General features: G+C 71.1%; 18 protein-coding genes and 1 pseudogene. 5 read left to right on the forward strand and 14 right to left on the reverse strand.

Going from position 1 to position 22,605, the window contains the following annotated elements; translation table 11 throughout:
- Positions 1–74: 74 nt before the first annotated feature.
- The 8 genes and pseudogenes from IEY61_RS15000 to IEY61_RS15030 form a co-directional block, all read right to left on the reverse strand.
- Positions 75–5,105 (reverse strand): DNA repair ATPase, encoded by a 5,031-nt coding sequence (locus tag IEY61_RS15000; protein ID WP_229705916.1) that lies wholly within the window; start codon positions 5,103–5,105, stop codon positions 75–77.
- Positions 5,098–7,119 (reverse strand): flotillin family protein, encoded by a 2,022-nt coding sequence (locus IEY61_RS15005; RefSeq protein ID WP_189044597.1) that lies wholly within the window; start codon positions 7,117–7,119, stop codon positions 5,098–5,100. The genes IEY61_RS15000 and IEY61_RS15005 overlap by 8 nt, the downstream gene beginning before the upstream one ends.
- A gap of 170 nt (positions 7,120–7,289) precedes the next feature.
- Positions 7,290–7,922 carry an OB-fold-containig protein gene (locus tag IEY61_RS15010; protein WP_189044599.1) on the reverse strand — a complete coding sequence of 211 codons (633 nt, stop codon included), beginning with the start codon at positions 7,920–7,922 and terminating at the stop codon, positions 7,290–7,292.
- A gap of 198 nt (positions 7,923–8,120) precedes the next feature.
- Complete coding sequence (locus tag IEY61_RS31200; RefSeq protein ID WP_229705935.1) at positions 8,121–8,264, reverse strand: hypothetical protein; 144 nt, start codon at positions 8,262–8,264, stop codon at positions 8,121–8,123.
- A gap of 35 nt (positions 8,265–8,299) precedes the next feature.
- Positions 8,300–8,404: pseudogene (locus IEY61_RS31205) on the reverse strand (sigma factor); the annotation flags it as partial.
- Between the two features lie 140 nt (positions 8,405–8,544).
- Positions 8,545–9,792: a phosphoribosylamine--glycine ligase gene (gene purD / locus IEY61_RS15020; protein ID WP_189044603.1), complete on the reverse strand. Its 1,248-nt coding sequence runs from the start codon at positions 9,790–9,792 to the stop codon at positions 8,545–8,547.
- A 90-nt stretch (positions 9,793–9,882) separates the two neighbouring features.
- Positions 9,883–10,812, reverse strand: a complete 930-nt coding sequence (locus tag IEY61_RS15025) for a type IV toxin-antitoxin system AbiEi family antitoxin domain-containing protein (RefSeq protein ID WP_189044606.1) — start codon at positions 10,810–10,812, stop codon at positions 9,883–9,885.
- Positions 10,813–10,925: 113 nt separating this feature from the next.
- Positions 10,926–12,215 (reverse strand): adenylosuccinate synthase, encoded by a 1,290-nt coding sequence (locus tag IEY61_RS15030; protein WP_189044608.1) that lies wholly within the window; start codon positions 12,213–12,215, stop codon positions 10,926–10,928.
- 126 nt (positions 12,216–12,341) lie between these two features.
- On the opposite strand from IEY61_RS15030, the gene IEY61_RS15035 reads away from it, so the two are divergent.
- Both IEY61_RS15035 and IEY61_RS15040 read left to right on the forward strand, forming a co-directional pair.
- The gene (locus tag IEY61_RS15035) at positions 12,342–13,337 is read left to right on the forward strand and encodes a diacylglycerol kinase family protein (RefSeq protein ID WP_189044611.1); all 996 of its coding nucleotides are present in this window, start codon (positions 12,342–12,344) and stop codon (positions 13,335–13,337) included.
- Positions 13,338–13,405: 68 nt separating this feature from the next.
- A complete protein-coding gene (locus IEY61_RS15040; protein ID WP_189044613.1) occupies positions 13,406–15,505 on the forward strand; it encodes a MinD/ParA family ATP-binding protein in 2,100 nt (699 codons plus the stop codon).
- Between the two features lie 86 nt (positions 15,506–15,591).
- Here the strand turns inward: IEY61_RS15040 and IEY61_RS15045 are convergent, their stop codons facing one another.
- Positions 15,592–16,020: a DUF3151 domain-containing protein gene (locus tag IEY61_RS15045; protein WP_189044615.1), complete on the reverse strand. Its 429-nt coding sequence runs from the start codon at positions 16,018–16,020 to the stop codon at positions 15,592–15,594.
- 151 nt (positions 16,021–16,171) lie between these two features.
- On the opposite strand from IEY61_RS15045, the gene IEY61_RS15050 reads away from it, so the two are divergent.
- Positions 16,172–17,419, forward strand: coding sequence for an LOG family protein (locus tag IEY61_RS15050; protein ID WP_189044617.1), 1,248 nt, complete (start codon positions 16,172–16,174; stop codon positions 17,417–17,419).
- 64 nt (positions 17,420–17,483) lie between these two features.
- On the opposite strand, the gene fbaA is transcribed toward IEY61_RS15050, so the two are convergent.
- Both fbaA and IEY61_RS15060 read right to left on the reverse strand, forming a co-directional pair.
- Positions 17,484–18,509: a class II fructose-bisphosphate aldolase gene (fbaA, locus tag IEY61_RS15055; protein WP_189044620.1), complete on the reverse strand. Its 1,026-nt coding sequence runs from the start codon at positions 18,507–18,509 to the stop codon at positions 17,484–17,486.
- Between the two features lie 232 nt (positions 18,510–18,741).
- A complete protein-coding gene (locus tag IEY61_RS15060) occupies positions 18,742–19,125 on the reverse strand; it encodes a phage holin family protein (RefSeq protein ID WP_189044622.1) in 384 nt (127 codons plus the stop codon).
- Between the two features lie 157 nt (positions 19,126–19,282).
- Between IEY61_RS15060 and IEY61_RS15065 the strand changes: the two genes are divergently transcribed.
- The gene (locus IEY61_RS15065; protein ID WP_189044624.1) at positions 19,283–19,495 is read left to right on the forward strand and encodes a hypothetical protein; all 213 of its coding nucleotides are present in this window, start codon (positions 19,283–19,285) and stop codon (positions 19,493–19,495) included.
- A 168-nt stretch (positions 19,496–19,663) separates the two neighbouring features.
- Positions 19,664–20,599 (forward strand): DUF368 domain-containing protein, encoded by a 936-nt coding sequence (locus IEY61_RS15070; protein ID WP_189044626.1) that lies wholly within the window; start codon positions 19,664–19,666, stop codon positions 20,597–20,599.
- A gap of 52 nt (positions 20,600–20,651) precedes the next feature.
- Here the strand turns inward: IEY61_RS15070 and IEY61_RS15075 are convergent, their stop codons facing one another.
- From IEY61_RS15075 to IEY61_RS15085, 3 genes are all read right to left on the reverse strand, one after another.
- Positions 20,652–21,029: an ArsR/SmtB family transcription factor gene (locus IEY61_RS15075; protein ID WP_111244082.1), complete on the reverse strand. Its 378-nt coding sequence runs from the start codon at positions 21,027–21,029 to the stop codon at positions 20,652–20,654.
- Between the two features lie 57 nt (positions 21,030–21,086).
- The gene (locus tag IEY61_RS15080) at positions 21,087–21,617 is read right to left on the reverse strand and encodes an orotate phosphoribosyltransferase (RefSeq protein ID WP_189044629.1); all 531 of its coding nucleotides are present in this window, start codon (positions 21,615–21,617) and stop codon (positions 21,087–21,089) included.
- Between the two features lie 158 nt (positions 21,618–21,775).
- Positions 21,776–22,585, reverse strand: coding sequence for an SDR family NAD(P)-dependent oxidoreductase (locus IEY61_RS15085; RefSeq protein ID WP_189044789.1), 810 nt, complete (start codon positions 22,583–22,585; stop codon positions 21,776–21,778).
- Between the last annotated feature and the right edge of the window lie 20 nt (positions 22,586–22,605).

A 22,605-nucleotide genomic window follows, 5' to 3' on the forward strand; every position in this document is an offset into this window, starting at 1 on the left:
AGGGGCCCTTTCCTATGTTAAAAAGGGGCCCTTCCTATGCACGAGGCGTTAAGAAGGGGCCCCTCCTTACACCCTTACCGCTCGGCGGTGCGGCCGATGGCGGCGGCTACGGTGCTGACGCGGTCGGCGAGCAGGCCGAGGGCGCCGACGGCACGGTCCACCGGGTCGTCGCCGGCACCGCCGAGGGCCTTGGAGCGCTGGTAGGCGTCCTTCACCTCGGCCCAGCGGCGGGCCTGGTCGGGGGTGAGTCGGCCGCGCAGCTCGGCGAGCTTGAGCAGGTTCGCCTCGGCGCCGGACGCCAGGGTCTGCGCCTCGCCCAGGTAGTGGTCGTCGATCACCGCTTCCAGCTCGTCGTCGGTGAGCACGGGGACGACCCGCTCGGCCAGCTTGTTCATGTTGCGGTACGACCCCTGGAGCTGGAACGGCGGCTCGGTGCGCGCGGCGTCGGACTGCGCCGCCGAGGCGATGTACGCCTGGTTGTTGGTGAGCACCACCTGCTGCACCCGCAGCAGCTTGCGCAGAACCGAGACGATCTGCTCCAGCTCCACCGGCGGGTACGGGTGGGACAGCTGGTCGGGCCGCACGGAGTCGTCGCCGCGCGCCATCCGGACCAGCAGCTCCAGGTCGGCGCGGTCCCGCCCGGACAGCGGCGCCAGCACCGGGTTGGCGATCAGCGCGTTCTCGATGTAGCTGAGCGCGAAGACCTCCTCCCGGCCGGAGAGCACGTCGCCGAGGTTCCACACGTCGGCCCGGTTGGCGAGCATGTCGGGGATCCGGAACCGCCGCCCCGACTCGGTGTACGGGTTACCGGCCATGCACACCGCGAAGCGTTTGCCGCGCAGGTCGTAGGTGCGGGTGCGGCCGTCCCAGACGCCCTCCATCCGGCGCTGCCCGTCGCAGAGCGAGATGAACTTCTGCAACAGTTCCGGGTTGGTGTGCTGGATGTCGTCCAGGTAGAGCAGCACGTTGTTGCCCAACTCCAGGGCGAAGGAGATCTTCTCCACCTCCTGCCGGGCGGTGGCGTCGGGCGCCTCGGCCGGGTCCAGCGAGGTGACCTTCGAACCCAGGGCCGGGCCGTTGACCTTGACGAAGACCAAGCCGAGCCGGCTGGCCACGTACTCCATCAGGGTGGTCTTGCCGTAGCCGGGCGGCGAGATGAGCAGCAGCAGGCCGGACTGGTCGACCCGCTTGTCGTCCCCGGTCGCGCCGAGCTGCCGGGCCAGATTGTCGCCGATCAGCGGCAGGTACACCTCGTCGAGCAGCCGGTTGCGGACGAAGGCGTTCATCACCTTTGGTCGGTACTCCGCCAGCCGCAGCCGGTCCCGCTCGGCGTCCACCAGCGTGTTGCGTCGCCGCTGGTAGTCCCGGTACGCGGGCACCACCTCGGTGCGGAACGCGCGGGTACGGGCCAGCGTCTCGTCCAGCCGTACGCCCAGCGTGGAGCCCTCGATGCGTGGGTGCGCGCCGAGCAGCCCGCCGACCGTCTCCGTCATGGTGGCCGCGCTGTCCCGGCGGGGCAGCTCGGGGCCGCACAGCTCGACGGCGATCGCCTCCGGCAGGTCGTACCCGGACAGGTCGCCGTCGTCGGTGGCGAGGAACGCGGTCAGCCACGCCGCCACCAGCTGATACCGGCCGGCCAGGTCGGCGCCGAGCGCCCGCAGGTCGTCGTCGAACTCCCGGGAGGACCGCGACTGCGGACCGCCGAGCGCCCGCCGGAACCGGTCGAGCAGGACCCGCGCCCCGCCTCCGGTGACGAACCGCACCGGAGGTGCGGACAGCTCCTCGAACAGGTACTCGCCGGCCAGGCCGGTCCCGCCGGCCGGCAACGGCAGGCCGGCGGCGTGCAGGAAGTCGCCGATCGCCTCGGCCAGTTGGCCGCAGAGCCGGTCGGCGGCGTCCTCGCCGTCCGGGCGGCCGAACCGCTGCCGGGCCCGGGCCAGCGAGGCGGCCCGGGCGGTCCAGGCCGCGCCGGTCGGCTCGTCGGTGCCGTACCGCCAGAAGAGCTGGGCGGCGGCCCGGTCGGTCGGCGGGTAGCGCAGCAGCCCCGCGCCGGTGTGCAGGCGCAGCAGCACCCGCAGGATCTCGGCCGCGTCGTGGTCGTGCACGCCGCGCTCGTACCCCTCGTCGTAGCGGGTCTCGGCGACCCGCCGGACCAGCTCCCGCAGCCCGTCGCCGTTCACCGCCGCAGCGTGCAGCGCGTCCAGGGTGAGGCCGTCGCGGCCCGCCTCGGCGGCGGCCAGGATCGTGGTGGCCAGGTGCTCCGCCCGGTACACCTGCGCCGACTCGGAGACCAGCAGTTGGTCCCAGAACCGTCGGGTCTGCTGGAACTCCTCGTCACAAACCGGGGAGCGGTAGTCGGTGCCGGTCACGGCGACCGCCATCCGGCCATCGTGCGGCACCACGGCCACGTCGATCGGCTGGGTGTTGACCGCGAAGCGGTGCCGGCCCAGCCGGATCGTCTCGCCGCCGTCGGCGTACAGGTCGAGTCGGTCGCGCAGGCCGCGCCCGGCCTCCTGGCGGGCGGCCCGCACCCGGCCGTCCAGCTCCTCGGCCCGCACCGCGTCGCCGAGCGTACGCAGCTCCTCGACCACCATACGCAGCTTGCCCACCATCGGGTCGGCCGCGAAGTAGGTGTTGATCTCGTCCAGCGAGCCCAGTGTGCCGGCCCGCCGCTGCACGCTGACCAGGATCCGGTCGGCCGAGGCGACCAGCCGGTCGGCCCGCCGGGCCCGCTCGTCCAGCAGCGCCTGCTTGCGGCTGGAGAATGCCTCGTAGATGTCGGTTCGCCGGGTGGCCAGCTCGGCGAGGAAGTCGTCGAACTCGCCGAAGCGGGACTCCAGATCCTCCACCCGCAGCAGCAGCCGGCCGAGCTGCTCGTCGCAGCGCTCGGCGGTGTCCGCCGCCGCCAACGCCCCGGTCACCGCCTGCCCGAGCAGGGCGAACTCAGCGGCGAAGCCGGCTCGGCCCTCCGCGGCGGCCAGCTCGCGGCGCCGCTTGTCGAGCACGGCACGGGCCCGGTTGACCGCGCCGAGCACCTCGCCGACCCGGCCCAGAATGCCGGTGCGGACGGTCGCGTCGGCGATGTCCAGCCCGCCCACCACCTCGGTGATGGTCTGCAGGCCGTCGGTGCGGGCGGCAAGCTCCTCACTGACGCTGCCGGACTCGGCCACCGTGGCGATCTCGGCGGACCGCGCGGCGAGCCGCTCCACGTCCTGCTGGTAGCCGGCGAGCGCCTCGTCGCGGCGGAGGAACTCCACCGCCCGCCGGCCGGCCACCGCCAGTTCCTCGTCCATCTGGCCGGCCAGTTCGTCGATCCGGTCGTGGTCGACGTAGCGCAGCTCGCGCAACGTCTCCAGGTGCCCGCGTGCCCGGCGCAGGCCACCGAGCTGGGCGACCCAGTCGTCGGCGGTCAGCGGCGCCTCGCCCCGGGCCCGACGGGCCAACGAGGCGATCTGCTCGGCGCTGGCGTCCACTTCGGCCCGCGCCCGCTCGGTGAGCGTACGGACCTTCTCGTGTTCCTCCAGCACGGTGGTGGCGGTGCGCCGCAGCCCAGCCAACGGCGTGGCCAGGTCACCGAGTTCGTCGTCACCGAGCCAGTGGTAGTGGTCGGCGATCCGGGCACAGGCGGCGATCAGCGCCTCGTACACCTCGGCGGTGGCGGTGCCGTCGACCATCCGGGTCACCGAGAGGGTGTCCGAGATGCCGCGTACCAGGTCGGCGTTGCCGACCCGCTCCAGCGGCCCGGTCCCGGCCGGCTGCCCGGCGGCGTACGCGTCGGAGACGTACGGCGTCTGCCAGATCTGCATCGGGTGGACCCGGGTGGGCTCCTCGGAGACCGCCCGGAACACCACCAGTGTGCCGTCGTCGAAGAGCGAGAACCCGTGGCACGGGATCGGCGCGGCCACCTCCTTGCGGATCGCGTTGTACGGCAGCAGCAGCGAACGCCCGTCGGCCCGGGCGTGGAAGACGTAGAGCACGTCCTCGCCGTTCGGCGACCGCACCACCCGCTCGAACTCCAGGTCGGCGACCTCGGTGTCGAAGGTACGCGTGACGCCGGTGGCCAGGTGGTAACCGCCCGGGAAGATGATGCCGTGGTCATCGGGCAGCCGCTGGCAGGCGACCCCGATGCCGTCGAGCCGGATCACCTCCCGGCTCAGCGTGTTGAAGACCAGGTGTCGCCACTGCGTCTCCTTGTACGGCCGCAGCCGCAACAGGATCAGCGGACCCACCCGGGCCCAGTGCACGTCGGCGTCGGCCAGGCTCTGCAACGGCTCGTCCACCGGCTCGCTGTAGATGCCCTCGCCGACCTCGGTGTTGTTCTCCACCTTCACGGTCAGCGTCCCGCCCACCGTCTCGACGAAGACCTCGCCGTCGATGGAGATGTGCGGATGCCGGCCGAGGACGTGGTCCTCCCGGGTGGTCTCGATCCACTCGAAGTCGTGGCTCGGCGGGAAGATGTGATCCCGCTCGCCCCGGCTGTCCAGGTACTCCGGCACCCCGTCGACGCCGACCTGCCAGCGCAGCACCCGGATGTCCTCGGTGCGCGGCCCGGTCTGGAACACCGCCAACAGCCGGCCGTCGACCCGGCGCAGCTGCAGCAGCCGGGCCTGCCGGTAGTAGCGGTACAGCTCGGAGAAGTCGCGGACGAACTGTGGGTGGCGCAGCAGGCCGGGCAGCTCGTCGTGGCCGGCCTCGTCGAACCGGAACGCGTCCGCCCCGTTGCCGGGCTCGTGGACGAACCGGTGCAGCGAGAAGACGTCGTCGACGCTCGTCTCCGGCTTCAGCCCGATGAAGACGTTGTAGCCGAAGAGCATCAGCCCGCCGACGGAGACGATGTCCCGGGGCACGCAGTTGTGCTCGGTGCGGATCCGCTCGGTGCTGCGCAGCCGCAGCTGGGTGCTGCCGAAGACCTCCAGCCGGCGGGCGTTGAGCCGCTCCGCCCGCCGGGCCAGCTCGGTGGCCTGCGCGGCGAGCCGCTTGCGCAGCACCTCGTAGCTGCCGTCGTCCAGCCCCGGCCGACCGCTCTGGGACCCGGCGGTGTCCGCCGGTCCGGCGTCACCGGGCGTACGCCCCGCGGCCACCGGACCGGCGGTCGGGTCACTCACCGGCGCGCTCCCGCGAGCCCGTCAGGGCGGCGACCGGGGTCTCCGCCACACCCAGGCGCTGCGCGGCCTTCAGCAGCTCCTGGAGCTTGCCCTGGTCGGCCCCGCCGGAACGCATCTGCTGCATCAGGAACGCCGACAGGGTGAGGTTCTGCACGTCGGCGCTGTGCAGCGAACCGACCATCCGGGTGAGGTCCTCGGTGAAGTTGGCGCTGCCGTCCAGCCACGGCTGGGCCAGGTTCTTCGCCACGTCCGAGTGGGCCACGAAACTGTCCACGCTCTTGCCGAACGAGATCGAGCTGAGCAGCCGGTCGAAGAAGACGCTGTCCCCACCGACGATGTCGATGTTCGCCTTCTCCAGGCCGGTGGCCACCAGCGCCGCCTGTGCCTCGGCGACCTGCCGCTGGGTGTCCAGCCCGGCCAGCCGGACCTCCTTCTCCAACTCCAGGCGCAGCCGGTACTCCTCGTGCTCCCGGGTCGCGTCGTCCAGCGCCGCCATCGCGGCGGCCTTCTCGGTGAGGCCCTCGGCCTCGCCCTTCAGCTTCTCGCGCACCGCGTCGGCGGCGGCGATCGCCTTCTCCCGCTCCACGGCGGCCTCCGCGCGACCGACCTTCTCGATCGCCTCGGCGCTGCGCTCCTGGACCTGCACCTCGGCCAGGCCGGCCGCCGCCGACTCGGCCTGGATCCCCTCGGCCAGCCGGATCTTCGCCCGGGCCTCCAGCTCCGCGGCCTGCTGACGGGCCTCGGCCAGCACCAGTTCCTCGCGGGCCTTGTGCTTGGCCGCCGCCTCGGCCGCCTCCGCCGCCTTGATGTCCTTGACCAGGTTCTCCTGCGCCTCGGCCTCGGCCTGGATCACCACCGCCTGGCGGGTCCGCTCGGCCTCCTCGACCACCCGCAGCCGCTTGATGTTCTCCTCTTGCTCGGCCACGGTCTTCTCCACCGCGATCCGCTCCCGGACGACCTCGGCGATGGCCCGCTTCTCCGCCTCGACCTCCTTGTCCTTGGAAATCGTGCTCAGCTCGGTCTCCCGCTCCCGGCTGATCACCTCGAGCAGGCGGTCCTTCTCGATCCGCTCGGTCTCGATGGCGATGACCCGCTCGCGGTTCTTCTCCGCGACCGCGATCTCCCGGGCCCGGTTCTCGTGCTGGACGCCCAACTGCTCGTCGGTACGGATGTTCGCGGTCTCGGCCCGCAGCCGCTCCTCGGCGCGTACCCGGGTGACCTCGGCTTCCTCGCGGGCCCGCACGGTCTCGATCTCCCGGCGCTGCTTGGCCTCGGCGTCCGCCTGGCGCCGCTCCAGCTCCAGGATCGCCTCCTTGGCGTCCACGTTCTGGCGGGTGATCTCCTTCTCCTCGCTGCGCCGGAACTCGTTGGTCCGGACGTTCTCCTGCGAGGTCAGCTCGGTGATCTTCCGGATGCCCTGGGCGTCGAGGATGTTGGCCGGGTCGAGTTGCGCCATCGGCGTCTGCTCCAGGAAGTCGATCGCCGCGTCCTCCAGGCTGTAGCCGTTGAGGTCGGTGCCGATCACCCGGATGATCTGGTCCCGGAACTCGTCGCGCTTGGTGTAGAGGTCGACGAAGTCGAGTTGCTTACCGACCGTCTTCAGCGCCTCGGAGAACTTCGCGTTGAACAGTTCCTGCAACGTCTCCCGGTCGCTGGCCCGCGCGGTGCCTATCGCCTGCGCCACCTTGACGACGTCCTCAATCGTCTTGTTGACCCGGACGAAGAAGGTGATCCGGATGTCGGCGCGGATGTTGTCCCGACAGATCAGGCCCTCGTTGCCGGTCCGTTCGATGTCGATCGTCTTGACCGAGATGTCCATGGTCTCGGCCTTGTGCAGTACGGGCAGCACGACCGCGCCGGTGAAGGTCACGTCGACCCGCCGGATCTTGGAGATGATCAGCGCTTTGCCCTGCTCGACCTTGCGGAACAACCGACTGACCATGAACACCACGCCGAGCGCGACGAGCAGGACGACGGCGAGGAGTACACCGATTCCGGTGGTGATGACATCCATGACTTGGGCGCGCGGGCGGTGACGGCCGGCGGATGAGCCGCAGGTGCCCGCGCATCCTCCTTTCGAGGTGTCTCGAGGGGCAGCGTGGGACAGGCCGGCGGTGGGGGTTGATCCGGCTGTCCCGGTTGACGTCGGGGTGATCCGCGGACGGCGCGTCTCACCAGAGGCGGTTACTTGGGGGCATGTCTCAGGGGGTCGAAGGCGGGTCCGGCGGGCATCACCCAGAAGAACTCGCCCTCGGTGTCGTAGTCGTAGATCAGCGCGGAGCTACCGGAGGTCAACTTCTCGTCGCCCGGCTGCCGGATCTGCACCACCGCCGACGAACCGTCCGCGGCGGTCACCTCGGCCTGACCGAAGTCGGCGGTGACCGTACCGGTGCGCACCACGCACAATCGGCCGACGAAGGCGTGCCGGGTCGCGTCCGTCTCCGCCGGGAAGAGCCGACCCAGTGGCACCGCGACCAGCCGGGTCACCAGCCACGCGCAGGCTGCGGCGGCCAGCAGGACACCGATCGAGACGAGGATCCGGGTGCCGGAGCCGAAGCCGATACCGTCGAGCAGCGCCGTGCCGGCGAGGCTGACGAACCACGCCACCGCGACGAGCAGGGAGAAGACGACGGCGCTGGGCACACCACCGAGGCCGAGGCCGGCCAGGACCGCACCCGGTACGCCGTCGACGTCCAGGTCGTCGCCGAGGTCCAGCACGCCGGTCAACACCAGCAGCCAGTAGCCGACGACGACCACCAGCAGGAAGCTGAACAGCACGGTGGGAAAGCTCAGCGCCGCGCCGAGGAAATCGGTCACCGAATCCTCCCTCCCGTAGCCGGCGGCCGGTTAGGGCCACGATGATCGTGACACGGGGTGTCAACGCCTGATGGTGGCCGACCGGCTGGTTTCCGGCGGTCCGGGCGGGTTGACCATACCGCTGTGGGCAGCCACGACCGCCCGCCACCGGGGAGGACCGACCTCCCACGGGCGGCCGATTATCCGGGGGCGTACGGGTCAGTTGCCGAGCGGGACCACCAGCATGCCGACGGAGCCACACGTCTGGGCGGGATCCTTGAAATGTTCACCGTCGACCACGTAGACGAGCTCGCCCCATCCAGCAGCGGAAACACCGGCCGTCGGGCGACCCCGAACAGCCACGGGCGTTCCTCGCCGTGCCGGATGGTGGCCAGCCGCCGCCAAGCCACCGCGAAAACCTCGCCCACGAGGTCCTGCGCATCATCGTTGCCGAGGCGATCACTGGCGTACGCGAAGACCGCGTCACCATGTCGGCGGAACATGTCGGTCAGCCGCTGTCGGTCCTCGGCGCTCTGCTGCGCGTCCGGCACAGCTTCTCCAGGTGGTCTCACACCCGTACTTGTCGGTGCGGCCGGAGTTACTTACCGCCGCACCGACATTCCACGCGCGGCTGGATGTTCCCCTATGGAACAGCGATCCGGTCGTCGATCGCGGCGGCGGCGATGTCCGAGCGGTGGTGCGATCCGGCCAGCTCGATGCCGCGTACCAAGTCGTAGGCGGCGTCGCGGGCAGCGGCCAGGTCGGGGCCGGTGGCCGTACCACAGAGGACCCGGCCGCCGGCGGAGAGCAGCGCACCGTCGGCGTCCCGGCGGGTGGTGCCGGCGTGGATGACCCCCGGGCGCTCCGCGCCGGCGATCACGTCGCCGGTACGCGGCTTCGCCGGGTAGCCCTCGGCGGCGACCACCACGGTCACGGCGGCACCGTCACGCCAGCGCAGCGGCGGGTGTTCGGCCAGCGTGCCGGTGGCCGCGGCGTGCAGCAGCCCGGCCAGCGGCGTCTCCAGCAGGGCCAGCACCACCTGGGTTTCCGGGTCGCCGAAGCGGGCGTTGAACTCGATCACCCGAGGGCCGGCCGCGGTGATCGCCAGCCCGACGTAGAGCAGGCCGGCGAAGGGCGTCCCCCGGCGGCGCATCTCGGCCAGGGTCGGGTGCACCACATCGCGCATCACCTCGTCGACCAGACCGGGCGGCGCCCAGGGCAGCGGGGCGTACGCGCCCATGCCGCCGGTGTTCGGCCCGGTGTCGCCGTCACCGGCGCGCTTGAAGTCCTGTGCCGGCAGCAGCGGCACCGCCGCCTCGCCGTCGGTCACCACGAAGAGCGAGACCTCGGGGCCGGCGAGGTACTCCTCGACGACCACCCGGCCGCACTCACGGGCGTGCCCCAGTGCGGCTGCCCTGTCGTCGGTGACGACGACGCCCTTGCCGGCGGCGAGGCCGTCGTTCTTGACCACGAACGGCGGGCCGAACTCGTCGAGCGCCAGGCCGACATCCTCGGTTTCGGTGCAGGCGTGCGCGCGAGCGGTGGGTACGCCGGCGGCGGTCATCACGTCCTTGGCGAACGCCTTGGACCCCTCCAGCCGGGCCGCCTCGGCGCTCGGCCCGAACACCGCGATGCCCTTGGCGCGTACCGCGTCGGCCACTCCGGCGACCAACGGTGCCTCCGGCCCGATCACCACCAGGTCGGCCTGCTCCTCGACCGCCAGCGCAGCGACGGCGGCCGGATCGGCGGCCTCCACCGCACGCAGCTCCGCCACCGCGGCGATCCCCGGGTTTCCCGGAGCCGCGATCAGCTGCTCAACGGACGGATCCTCGACGAGCCGCAGCGCGAGAGCATGCTCCCGCCCCCCACCACCCAGCAACAGAACGCGCACAACCCGGCATCCTACCCACCCCCTCCCCCGCTCCGTTGATCATGAAGTTATTGCCGAGACACGCCGGGCAGAGTGACAACAACCTCATGATCAACCGCGTTGGGCGGCGCGCATGGCTTGCCGGACGGTCCACGGGATGTAGTCGGGGCGGAGGGTGTCCGCCCAGGTGAAGCGGAGGACCGTCCAGCCCGCGTTGAGCATGCGATTCTGCCTGCGGCGGTCGGCGAAGACGGCGTCCGGGGTGCTGTGGACGTCCCGGCCGTCGGCCTCCGCGACGATCCGGTGCCGACGCCAACCCAGGTCACCGACACCGAGCAGGTAGCCGTCGTGGTCACGCACCTCGAGCTGGAGTACGTCGGGTGGCACCTTGCCGTCGACGCAGCACAGTCGGGTACGCGTCTCGAGCGGAGACTGCGCCCGACCATCCGCCTCGGCCAGATGGTTGCGGGCCGCCACCGCACCACGCCGCCCTCGGATGAGTCGTTGGATCTCGGACAGATCGTCCGCCACGACGAGCCGCTGATTGAGCCCCGAGTCGAGCAGGCACACGGCCGAGTAGCGGTCCAGCCGCAGAATCAGGTCAGCGACGGTGCGTACGGGCCCGGTGGCGGGAACGCCGTTGACCTGCACGAGATGCCGCGGATCGATGACCAGTTGATGCAGGGTCACCTGGGGATGATCTCGCCGGTTCGACTTCGCAGCGCAGCTCGGGACCGAGAGATGGATCTCGTCCGTCGGGCCGGGCCCGGCCAGCCGATGCAACTCGGCGGCCGTTGACAGCACCGCAGCGGCCGAGGGCCCGAAGGATGCCACCGCCGCCCTGATCTGCGCCCGGCGGGGAACACCATCGTGCAGGTCGGCATCGACCAGGTAAGCACCTCTGGCCACCGCGCGCCACCGACCCGCCCGACACAAGCGGTGCACCTCGTGCACGCTGAATCCGGCAGTCCGCGCCTGCCCAAGAGTGACCACCCCGTCCTGGGTGGCGGCCACCCGTCGCACCACCGTCAATGCATCCACGTCGACCGACTGTCCCGGTCCACGGAGATCGACAAAAGCCCCTGTGGATAACCACCCCCACCCCTGTGGATAACTCCACCGCCCCCGGCGACCGGCCGGCGATGCGGGGGAGGCTAGGGGAGGAGGGGGTGGCGGGTTACGTTTTCTTCGCGGCCGGGGCCTACGCCTACCACGGAGACCTGGGTGGCGCAGAGTTCCTCGATGCGGGCGAGGTAGCGTCTTGCGTTCTCGGGCAGCTCAGCCTCGGTGCGGGCCTTGGTGATGTCCTCCCACCAACCGTCGTGCTCCTCGTAGATCGGGGTGGCGTGGTGGAAGTCGGTCTGGGTCATCGGCATCTCGTCGACCCGCTTGCCGTTGATCTCGTAGCCCACGCAGATCGGCACCTTCGACAGGCCGGTGAGCACGTCCAGCTTCGTGATCACCAGGTCGGTGACGCCGTTGAGGCGGCAGGCGTACCGGGCCACCACCGCGTCGAACCAGCCGCACCGGCGCTCCCGGCCGGTCGTGGTGCCGTACTCCCGGCCGACCTTGCGCAGGTGCTGGCCGTTGTCGTCGAACAGCTCGGTGGGGAACGGACCCGAGCCGACCCGGGTGGTGTACGCCTTGCTCACCGCGATCACCTTCGTGATGGCGGTGGGCGGGATACCCGTCCCCACACACGCCCCGCCCGCCGTCGGGTTCGACGAGGTGACGAAGGGGTACGTGCCGTGGTCCATGTCGAGCATGGTGGCCTGAGCGCCCTCCAGGAGCACGGTGTCACCGCGATCCAGCGCGTCCCAGAGCATCACCCGGGTCTCCGCGATGTACGGCCGCAGCCGCTCCGCGTACGCCAGGTATTCCTCGATGGTGGCGTCGACGTCGATGGCCTTGCGGTTGTAGACCTTGAACAGCACCTGGTTCTTCTCGCGCAGCGCGAGTTCCAGCTTCTTGCGCAGGATGCCCGGGTCGAGCAGGTCCTGCACCCGGATCCCCATCCGGGCGACCTTGTCGCCGTACGCCGGGCCGATGCCCCGGCCGGTGGTGCCGATCCGCGCGCTGCCGAGGTACCGCTCGACCACCCGGTCCAGCGCCCGGTGGTGCGGCATGATCAGGTGCGCGTCCCCGGAGATGCGCAGCCGGGACACGTCGACCCCGCGCTCGGCCAGCCCGTCGATCTCGGTGAGCAGCACCTTCGGGTCGACCACCACACCGTTGCCGATGACGATCACCGCGTTCGGGGAGAGCGCGCCCGACGGCATCAGGTGCAGGGCGTACTTCTGGCCGTCGGGGGTGATAACCGTGTGGCCGGCGTTGTTGCCACCGGAGTAGCGGACCACGTAGTCGACCCGCTCACCCAGCAGGTCGGTAACCTTGCCCTTGCCTTCGTCGCCCCACTGAGCGCCGAGGAGCACGATCGCTGGCATCTCTTTCGCCTCCAGAAGGCTCGGGCGCCAGATGGCGACCGGTCAGCGAGCCCGGGGTGTCAGGTTAACAAGTAGTGACGGCACGACCGGCAGGGGTCGCGCCGATAGGCAGGAGGAGCCTTACCGGTGTACGACGTGGTGCTGCTCACCCTGGGCTCGGAGCGGGACGCTCCGGGAGCCGGGTGCGGCAGCGACGGGGCCTGCTGCGGCGGCGCGACCGACGCTGCCCAAGGCCGGGAGGACTGCGAGACTCCCCGCGTACCCGTGTTGGCCTGCGCGGATGCCTTGACCGCCCGGGGTGCACGGGTCGAGACGGTAACGGCCCGATCGGACGCCGAGATCGACGAGGTGCTGGCCCGGCTGGACAGCCCGCCCAGGCCGGACGGCCTCACCTGGCCCGATCCGGATGCCAAGACCAGGCTCGTGGTCGCGATCGCCGGTGACGCACAGTTGCGCGCCGTGCTGCGCCGGCTGGTCCGGCGGTACGCGCCACCGCCCAGCCGTCGACCGGCCGACCTGGCCGGCAACCGGACCGTGCCGGACCTGCCGCCGGTCGGCGTACTGCCGCTCGATCCGGCGCGGAGCACGGCGCACCACGATCTCGCCGCGCAGCTCGGCCTCCCTCGCGATCCGGCGGCGGTGGCCGCCGCGGTGCTCGACGGCACGCCCCGCCGGCTCGATCTCCTGCGCAACGACGGCGGCTCGGTGACGCTGGACGGCGCGCTGCTCGGCGCCGCCGCCGAGGACGGACGCCCACTGCACTGGCGCGGCCGGGTGGAGGTGGACGACGTGGTGCTGTCCAACGGCGACGACCCGCTGCTGGCCTGCGCCATCGGCAACGCGGGCGGGTACGCGCGGCTCGACGACGTCGCCCTGCTCACCACGGCCGACCCGACCGACGGTCTGGTCGAGGTGGCGGTGGCCGTACCGGTGGTCACCCGGTCGAGGCTGGGCCGCCGCCGGGTACGCCTGGAGGTGCGCCGGACCCGGGGCCGGGCCGTGTCGGTCCTGCCCCGCGACGATGTCGCGCTGCCCTACCTGGACGACGGTGTGGAGGGGCAGTTGACCCGTAAGCGGTCCTGGTGGACCGAGCCGGGCGCCTGGGCGGTCTGGACGACCTGAGCCGAGCCACACCGACGGCCCGGGTCGGCCGGTGGGCCTATCCTCGGCAGGAGGAATGGGGAGGAACCGTGGTGGACGAGAACGCCGACCGGGCGCACGCACCCGGCCAGCAGGGGGTGCCGGAACGGGACATCGAACCACTCTGGCCACCCGATCAGATCGACGGCCTCGCGGCACCGCCATGGGATGCCCCGCCGCCGGTGCCACCTGCCGTTCCACCGACCCCCGGCCACCCGGCCACGCCGCCGTATCCCGGGCACCCGACGACGCCGCACCCCGGTCATCCGGCACCCGGCCACTCCGCCGTACCACCCTCGCCGGCCGACTATCCGTCGCTGACCAGCGGGGGTCCGACCGCCTCCGGCTGGGCTCCGCGGCCCGGCGGTCACCCGCCGGGAGTCTCCCAGGTCGATTTGAACCAGCCGTTCACCCTCGACCGGCCGACCTCGCTCACCACAGGCCCGAACAGCACCCCGACGGACGCCGGCCCATCCCCGACGCCCGACCAGGCCGAGACCGGCCCGTTGTCTACGGTGCCCGGCGACGATGAATCGACGGCCATCGCCGACGTGGGTGGCACGACGGGCGCCCCGACCGACTCCGGTGCGGACATCCACGACCGGGCAGGCAGCCCACCGCGGGTGCCCCGTCCGCAGACAGAGTCACCGTGGGCGCAGCCGCCGCAGCGTCCCGCCCCCGAGGTCGCCCCACCGGTCCAGGCCGGCGAGGGATCCGGGGTCCCGCCGCGGCCCGTCTGGGCCGCATCGGCCCAGGCGCTGCCGCCAGTGCCGCAGCCCATCCCCGGCCCGCCGGCACCTCCGCAGGTCAACCCGGTGGGAGACGACGACCCACCTTCCGCGGCCACCCCGCCGCCACCCGCACCGCAGCACGGGATGCCACCCGCACCGCATTACGGCACGGCGTCCGTGCCGCAGCAGGGTGGTTCCGCCGTCCCGGTCACGCCGCAGTTCCCTGGCCCGGTGCCGCCGCCGGTCACGGAGAGCGGGCCAGCCGTTCCGCCGTACGCCGGGCCGGCGCCACCCCCGGCCGAGTCGGTGTACCCGGCAGTGCCGCCCGGTCCGTTCCCGCCGCAGCCGGCCTGGAACCCGGTGCCCTGGCAGCAGCAGCACGTACCGCCGCCGGCGGCTCACCCGCTGCCGCACCAGCCGTACCAGCCGGCCGAGACCGCGTCCCGGGTCCCGCCGGCGTACGCGGAGCAGAACTGGAATCCGGAGGTGGGTGGCGCGCCGACCGCCGAGGACTTCGCCCGGCGGCGGCAGGTGCGCCCGGCTGATCCGGTCGCGACGATGGGCGTCCGCGCCGTGGTCAACAAGACGGGCCTGGTGAAGCTCCCACCGGGACGGCACGAGTTGGAACGCAAGCGGGACATCGAGACGGTACGCCGCAACTTCGGCGGGCTACGGCAGGTGACCGTGGTCAACCCGAAGGGCGGGGCGGGCAAGACCGTCGCCATCCTGCTGCTGGCGATGACCTTCGGGCAGAATCGCGGCGGGTACGTGCTGGCCTGGGACAACAACGAGACCCAGGGCACCCTCGGCATGCGCGCCCAGCAGGACTTCCACTCGCGTACGGTGCGGGACCTGCTGCGCGACCTGGGCCAGTTCCACGGCGCGCACGGGCGGGTCGGCGACCTGTCGCAGTACGTCCGCTCGCAGGGCGAGGGGATGTTCGACGTGCTCGCCTCCGACGAGTCGGCCACCGGCGGCGAGATGCTCACCGCAGCCGCTTTCGGCGAGATCCGCGAGGTCGTCAGCCGGTTCTACAAGCTGATCTTCGTGGACACCGGGAACAACGTACGCGCGCAGAACTGGCAGGCCGCGATGGACGCCACCGACCAACTCGTGGTCACCATGTCGGCGCGTAACGACTCGGCCGAGACGGCCGCCCGCATGCTCGACCACCTGGAGCAGAGCGGGCGGCAACGGCTGGTCCGGCAGGCGGTCACCGTGGTCTCCATGCCGCCGTCCCGCAAGGAGATCGACCTGCCCGCGATCCAGGAGCACTTCGCCGCGCGGACCAGGGCGGTGCTGCTGGCCCCGTACGAACGGCTCATCGACACCGGAGAGCCGATCCGCTACGCCCAGCTCTCCGCGGCCACCCGGGACGCCTGGCTCAAGATCGCCGCGGCGGTGGCCGAAGGCCTCTGACGCCTTCCACAGCCGCCGATCCAGGGAAGCGCCATCAGTCGATCTCTCACGACGACGAAATCCCCTGGATCGGCGGGTGCGGTGGATCAGTTGCTGGCCAGCGCGTCGGCGGCGGCCGGATCGCAGTCGCGGAGGAACTGTGCGCAGCGGGCGGCCTCGTCCGCCTCGCCGATCTCGTCGGCGGCCCGGGAGAGCACGTACAGGCAGCGCAGAAAGCCACGGTTCGGCTCGTGCGACCACGGCACCGGGCCATGGCCCTTCCAGCCGCTGCGGCGCAGCTGATCCAGCCCCCGGTGGTAGCCGGTGCGGGCGTACGCGTACGCCGGAACGACCTGGCCCTCGGCGAGGGCCCGGGCGGCCAGCGCGGCCCAGCCCGCGCTGTACGTCGGGAACCGCGCCGCAACCGCGGCGAACGCCTCGTCACCGCCGTCCTGCTCGGCCGCTGCCAGGATGGCGTCGGCCTCTTCGTTGACGGGCAGGAGCGTGGCGGGCGGCTCAGGCAACAGGTTCTGCATCGCCTCATTCAACCCGCTTCGCACCGGGGTGCGCGAGGGGGTCCGGCAAGCCCGTTGGCCCAACGGCCGAGAGGTCCGTCACGTCCCCGTCCGTTCTCCGCGTCGTCAGGCCGCGACCGGCAGGGTTGAGCCGGGCGGGCAGGATGAGCCGATGCCGACTCCACCCCCCGCAGACGTCATCGAACCGCACACCTGGACCAACGAGATCCAGACCCGGTCGGAGCTCGACCGACGGCTGGCGACCGGCAGCCTGGTCGGCCTGACCATCCAGGGGCTTGCGCTCGATCTGGACCCCGTCCCCGACTTCACCGACGTCGAGGTGGCCGGAACCCTCTTCGTCGGCTGTCGGTTCGCCTCCCGCCAGGTCGGTGCCGACCTGGTCCGGCGGGGCGCCAACGTGGTGCCGCCGTTCTCCGGGCTGCCGTACCCGACCCAGCCGCCGCACCTCTACACCCCGGAGGAGTTGGCGGCCGGCTTCGCCGAGGGCGGTTTCGAGGCGATGTACGACACCCGGGTGTACGCGCACTTCCGGGCCCACGGCGGCGCGCTACCCGACGTCCGGGAGGCCCTCGGCCAGCGGTTGCACGACCACGGCGTGGACAACGCGCTGGCCGACGCCACCCGCGCCTGGCTCAGCAGCCACGGACCGCAGTCGGTGGTCGGTGTGATGGGTGGGCACGCGGTGCCACGGGGCAGTGCGCCGTACCGGATGGCCGCCGTGCTCGGCCGGGAACTGGCCAGGGCTCACCGCCTGGTGGTCACCGGCGGCGGACCGGGGGTGATGGAGGCCGCAAACCTGGGCGCGTACCTGTCGACCCGGCCGGCGGAGGAACTCACCGCCGCCATCGACCTGCTCGCCACCGCGCCGGACTTCGCCGACCACGACCGCTACACGGCCGCCGCGCTGAAAGTCAGGGAGGTGTTCGGCCGGACGATCGCCCCGCCGGGCGACGGCAGCGAACCGGCCACCGCCTACCGGGCGGACTCGGCCGCGTTGACCAACGGCGATCTGGACTGGGCCAGCTGCGGCGGGTTGGCCATCCCCACCTGGCTCTACGGCCACGAGCCGGCGAACCTGTTCGCCGGCCGGATCGCCAAGTACTTCTCGAACGCCATCCGCGAGGACACCATCCTGCGACTGGCGCGGGGCGGGATCGTCTTCGCCCCCGGCCGGGCGGGCACCGTGCAGGAGGTGTTCCAGGCGGCCACCAAGACCTACTACGGCACCGACGGCGTCAGCGGCGCGTACGTCTTCCTGGACCGCAGGTACTGGAAGACCGAGTTGCCGGTGGAGTCTCTGCTGCGCCCGCTGCTGACCACCTCACCGCTCGGCGACCTGTCGGACACCGTGCACCTCACCGACGACGTCCACGAGGCCGTCCGCCTGCTGACCCGGTGACGCCGAGGCGGCCGGCCCGAGCAGATGGGGCCGGCCGCCTCGGCGTGTTTTCAGCGTCGATACGTCACTTGGTCATCGTGGTGCCGGTGGAGCGCAGGTGCTCGCAGGCCTCCACGATGCGGGCGGCCATGCCGGCCTCGGCGGCCTTGCCCCACACCCGGGGGTCGTACATCTTCTTGTTGCCGACCTCGCCGTCGACCTTGAGTACGCCGTCGTAGTTGCGGAACATGTGGTCGGCGACCGGGCGGGAGAAGGTGTACTGCGTGTCGGTGTCGATGTTCATCTTCACCACGCCGTAGTCCAGCGCCTCGCGGATCTCGGACAGCAGCGAGCCGGAGCCGCCGTGGAAGACCAGGCTGAGCGGCTTCTCCTTGCCGTACTTCGCGCCGACCGCCTCCTGGATCTCGTTCAGGATCTCCGGACGGAGCTTCACGTTGCCCGGCTTGTAGACGCCGTGCACGTTGCCGAAGGTCAGCGCCGCCATGTAGCGGCCCTTCTCACCCAGGCCGAGCGCGTCGACCATGGCGAGGCCGTCCTCGACCGTGGTGTAGAGCTTGTCGTTGATGGCGTTCTCGACGCCGTCCTCCTCGCCGCCGACCACGCCGACCTCGATCTCCAGGACGATCTTGCCCTTGGCGGCCTCGACGAGGAGTTGCTCGGCGATCTCCAGGTTCTCCGCCACCGGCACGGCCGAGCCGTCCCACATGTGCGACTGGAACAGCGGCTCCTGACCATTCTTGACCCGCTCCTGCGAGATGGCCATGAGCGGCCGGACGAACTTGTCCAGCTTGTCCTTCGGGCAGTGGTCGGTGTGCAGCGCGATGTTGACCGGGTACTTCTTGGCCACCTCGTGGGCGTATGCGGCGAACGCCACCGCGCCGGTGACCATGTCCTTCACGGAGGGGCCGGAGAGGTACTCCGCACCACCGGTGGAGACCTGGATGATGCCGTCGCTCTCCGCGTCGGCGAAGCCCTTGAGCGCCGCGTTCAGCGTCTGCGAGGACGTCACGTTGATCGCCGGGTACGCGTACCGGCCGGCCTTGGCGCGGTCCAGCATCTCGGCGTAAGCCTCAGGGGAAGCGATGGGCATGTCGAACGCTCCTTACTTGCCGCTGTCGGCCGTGCGGCCGCTGTTCTCCTTGCGCCGGCCATACGGCCGCCTGGATCTCTTCGGACGGGTCGCCGAACGGCCGCCCGATTTTCATGGGCGGTCGGCCGTGCGACCGTCTGGTCTCCACGGGTGCGCCGGACCGCGCTGTCCTCCGCGGGCAGTATCCCGTAGCTGGACCGGCCGGGCACAACCGGGCTGGTTCACCGCCGGTCTACCGCCGGTCTGTGGAATCCGGTACCACCACGCTGATCAGCCAGGTGACCACCGCCATCACGATCGCCCCCCAGAAGGCCGGCCAGAAACCGTCGACGTGGAACGGAAGGTCGAGCGCCCGGGCGATCCAGTTGGTCAACAGGAACAGCAGGGCGTTGACCACCAGCGCGAACAGGCCCAGCGTCAGCAGGTAGAAGACACAGCCCACCACCTTGATGACCGGCTTGAGCACTGCGTTGACCACCCCGAAGATCAACGCGACGATGATCAGGGTGAGCGCAGTGTGGTAACCGGTCCGGCCGGTCACCTCCACCCCGGGCACGATCAGCGTGGTGATCCACAGGGCGACGGCGGTCGTCGCCAGCCGGATGAGGAATCCCACGGTGCCATCCTGGCACCGGGGACAGCCCGGGTGGGGGCGATTCGACCGACTCGGGTCCGCCGGTGGCGTACCCTCGCCCGGCGCCGCTTCCCAGCGAGGCGCAGGCGCAGCCCGTACGGTGGATGGGTACCGTCCACCGACATCCCGGAGGGACCGAATGGGCCAGCCCGAGGAGGACTTCGCCCCCGGCGACCACCTCAGCCCGGAGGAACGTGACCTGGAGGCCGAGCCGGCCGACGCGGTCGAGCAGGCCCGGGTGGTCGACGCCACCGAGGTCGAGGACGAGCCGAGCCGCGGTCTGGAGGTCGCCGACTGGGACGCGATGGAGCAGGCCCGGGTGGTCGCCGCCGACGAGGACGACTACCGCTGATCCCTGCCTGGCGGGTCGCCGTGTTCACCCCCTGTTGTTGACAGGGGGCCCTTCCTCTACCGCACGCGTTAACAGGGGGCCCTTCCTTGCACCGTGGCCGCCGGTAGCCTGGGCCGCCGTGGCAACCGCCACACGGTCAGGTCGAGCGACGTACGGAGCGGAATCTTCATGGCATTGGGCGAACGGGTAGGTCACGTGCTGCGCGGCGCGGCCATCGGCGTTGCCGAGGCTGTGCCGGGAATCAGTGGCGGAACCATCGCGCTGGTCACCGGCGTCTACGAGCGGGTGATCTCGTCCGCCGGCCACGTGGTGAGCGCCGCCCGGTACGCGGCCTCCGACGTGCCGCGCGGGCGCGGCTGGACGCGCACGGGTCACCAGTTGCGACAGGTGCACTGGGCGGTGGTCGTTCCGCTCCTGATCGGCATGCTGCCCGGTCTGTTGATCGCCGCGAAGGCGCTGGAACCGCTGCTCACCGGGTACCCGGAGCAGACCCGGGGGCTCTTCCTCGGGCTGGTGCTCGCCTCGGTGCTGGTGCCGATCTCGATGGTCGGCGCGCCGTGGCGGCGGGTCGAGATCGTCGCGCTGGCGATCGCCGCGGTGGCCGCGTTCGCGCTGACCGGCCTGCCGCAGGCCACCCTCACGCCGCACCCGTTGATCGTGCTGGTGGCGGCGGCGGTCGCGGTCTGCGCCCTGGTGATGCCCGGCGTCTCCGGGTCGTTCCTGCTGTTGACGGTCGGCCTCTACGAGCCGACGATCACCGCGCTCAACGAGCGCGACTTCGGCTACCTGGCGGTCTTCGCCACCGGCATGGTGATCGGTCTGTCGCTCTTCGTCAAGCTGCTCCAGTGGCTGCTGGAGGAGCACCGCCGGATGACTCTCGCGGTGATGTCCGGTGCCCTGTTGGGCAGCCTGCGGGCGCTCTGGCCGTGGCAGTCCGACGAGCGGGATCTGCACGCACCCGGCGACAACGTCCTGGCCATCGGCGCGCTGTTCCTGCTCGGCGTCGCCGTGGTCACGGCAATGGTCATCGCCGAGCGTCGCCGCCTTCGCCGGGCCGCCCGGGAACTCACCGAGGAGACGTACGAAACGTCCCACGTCCGCTGATGCCCATCCCCGCTGGTGGCTGCCGGTCGGGCAGCCACCAGCGGGTCAAGACTCAGCGAGCCCGCTTGGTGGCCCGCTTGCGCGGCGGAGTGAGCAGGTCGGCGATCGTGGCGATCGCACTCGGGACCAGTCGGTAGTAGGCCCACACACCGCGCTTCTCCCGCTCCAGCAAGCCGGCCTCGGTGAGGATACGCAGGTGGTGGCTGACCGTCGGCTGGGAGAGGCCAAGCGGCGCGGTCAAGTCACACACGCACGCCTCGCCCTCTGGCGCCGACTGGATCAGGCTTAGCAGCCGCAGCCGAGCGGGGTCGGCAAGGGCCTTGAGGACCCCGGCCAATCGCTCGGCGTCGGCACGTTCGATCGGCTCGCCGGCAAGCGGCGAGATCTGAGGCATGGTCATTTCGGCCAACGCAGTTCCCACGTATTCCATCCTTCCACCAGCAGCATCGATCTGCCTGCATATCGGCAGATCCGAATCGGCAGACTTTTACGCCACAAGGCCGAGGTCAGCCAACGTATAGGCCGCCCGATAGGGCAATCCGGCGGCTCGCACCGCGTCGCCGGCACCACGATCAACGATAACCGCCACCCCCACGACCTCGGCTCCGGCCTCGCGAAGAGCCTCAACGGCGGTCAACACACTTCCGCCCGTGGTGGAGGTGTCCTCCACCGCCAGGACCTGACGACCGGCCACATCCGGGCCTTCGATCCGTCGTTGCAGCCCGTGCGCCTTGCCCGCCTTCCGAACCACGAAGGCGTCCAACGGGCGCCCGGCGGCGTGCAGCATCGCCAGGGCGATCGGGTCGGCGCCCAGGGTCAGGCCGCCCACCGAGTCGTACGACCAGTCGGCGGTCAGCTCCCGCATCACTTGGCCCACCAACGGTGCCGCCCGGTGATGGAGCGTGACGCGACGCAGATCGACGTACCAGTCGGCCTCCTGCCCTGAGGAGAGCACCACCCGGCCATGGACCACAGCCAGGTCAGAGATGAATTTACGCAGGTCGTCGTGGTCCCCCATGGCGATAGAGGGTACTGCGGAAGTCTGTGTGCCACGTGTGCGGGCCACCTGGGTCAACTCTTCGGGGGACCGATGAGTGGCGATGTATCGTTACGCTACGTCGATCACCGGATCGGATCGAGTGACATCGAGGCTCAACCCCGTAGCCCGTGGGCAGATCACCCGTGATCGCGACCGATCCGGCCCCGAGTGTCCCGGGCAACCCGGTCGAGCAGCCGGCGAGGGGCGTGGCGCAGGCCCGCCACGGCCAGTTTGTACTTCCAGGACGGGACACTGACGAGCTTGCCTTTTCGCAGGTCACGCAGGGCTTCGTCGACCACGGCCGGCGCGCTGAGCCACATCCATTCCGGGGTTTTCGACATGTCGATGCCGGCCCGCTGGTGAAACTCGGTGCGGGTGTAGCCGGGACAGAGCGCCATCACGCGTACGCCGAAAGGGCGGGCGGACTGGCCGACCGACTCGCTGAAGTTGGTGACCCATGCCTTGCTGGCGGAGTACGTCGAGCCCGGCATGACCGCACCAAAACCCGCCACGGAAGAGACATTAATCACTGCCCCGCTGCGTCGCTCGGTCATCGTACGCAGGGCGGCGAGGGTCAGCCGCAGCACCGCGTGCACGTTGAGCCGGAGCAGTCGGGCCTCGTCTTCGGACGACGAGCGGAGGAACGGGGTGTTCAAACTGATGCCGGCGTTGTTGACGAGCAGTTCCACGGGCGGCGCGTCGCCCAGTCGCCGCTCGACCCGGGCGCAACCGTCGTCGGTGGACAGATCGGCGGCGATCGTCTCGGTCTCGACCCCGTGCCGGCCGGTCAACTCGGCCGCCTGCGCGGCGAGCCGGCCCGCGTCCCTGGCGACGAGCACCAGGTGCCAACCGTCGGAGGCGAGTCGCTCGGCGAACGCCGCCCCGATGCCCGCGGTCGCCCCGGTGATCAACGCCCAGCGCTCGCCGAACGGTGGGTCGGGCGTCATGGGATCGGGCGTCACGGCCT

It is taken from the genome of Micromonospora sonchi, from assembly GCF_014646235.1.
Lineage (GTDB): Bacteria > Actinomycetota > Actinomycetes > Mycobacteriales > Micromonosporaceae > Micromonospora > Micromonospora sonchi.

What these genes read in the sequence shown, in the direction of transcription:
- IEY61_RS15005 (WP_189044597.1), bottom strand. Translation starts at nt 7,119, where the DNA reads ATGGATGTCATCACCACCGGAATCGGTGTACTCCTCGCCGTCGTCCTG.
- IEY61_RS15030 (WP_189044608.1), bottom strand. Translation starts at nt 12,215, where the DNA reads ATGCCAGCGATCGTGCTCCTCGGCGCTCAGTGGGGCGACGAAGGCAAG.
- IEY61_RS15045 (WP_189044615.1), bottom strand. Translation starts at nt 16,020, where the DNA reads ATGCAGAACCTGTTGCCTGAGCCGCCCGCCACGCTCCTGCCCGTCAAC.
- IEY61_RS15050 (WP_189044617.1), top strand. Translation starts at nt 16,172, where the DNA reads ATGCCGACTCCACCCCCCGCAGACGTCATCGAACCGCACACCTGGACC.
- fbaA (WP_189044620.1), bottom strand. Translation starts at nt 18,509, where the DNA reads ATGCCCATCGCTTCCCCTGAGGCTTACGCCGAGATGCTGGACCGCGCC.
- IEY61_RS15065 (WP_189044624.1), top strand. Translation starts at nt 19,283, where the DNA reads ATGGGCCAGCCCGAGGAGGACTTCGCCCCCGGCGACCACCTCAGCCCG.
- IEY61_RS15070 (WP_189044626.1), top strand. Translation starts at nt 19,664, where the DNA reads ATGGCATTGGGCGAACGGGTAGGTCACGTGCTGCGCGGCGCGGCCATC.
- IEY61_RS15075 (WP_111244082.1), bottom strand. Translation starts at nt 21,029, where the DNA reads ATGGAATACGTGGGAACTGCGTTGGCCGAAATGACCATGCCTCAGATC.
- IEY61_RS15080 (WP_189044629.1), bottom strand. Translation starts at nt 21,617, where the DNA reads ATGGGGGACCACGACGACCTGCGTAAATTCATCTCTGACCTGGCTGTG.
- IEY61_RS15085 (WP_189044789.1), bottom strand. Translation starts at nt 22,585, where the DNA reads ATGACGCCCGACCCACCGTTCGGCGAGCGCTGGGCGTTGATCACCGGG.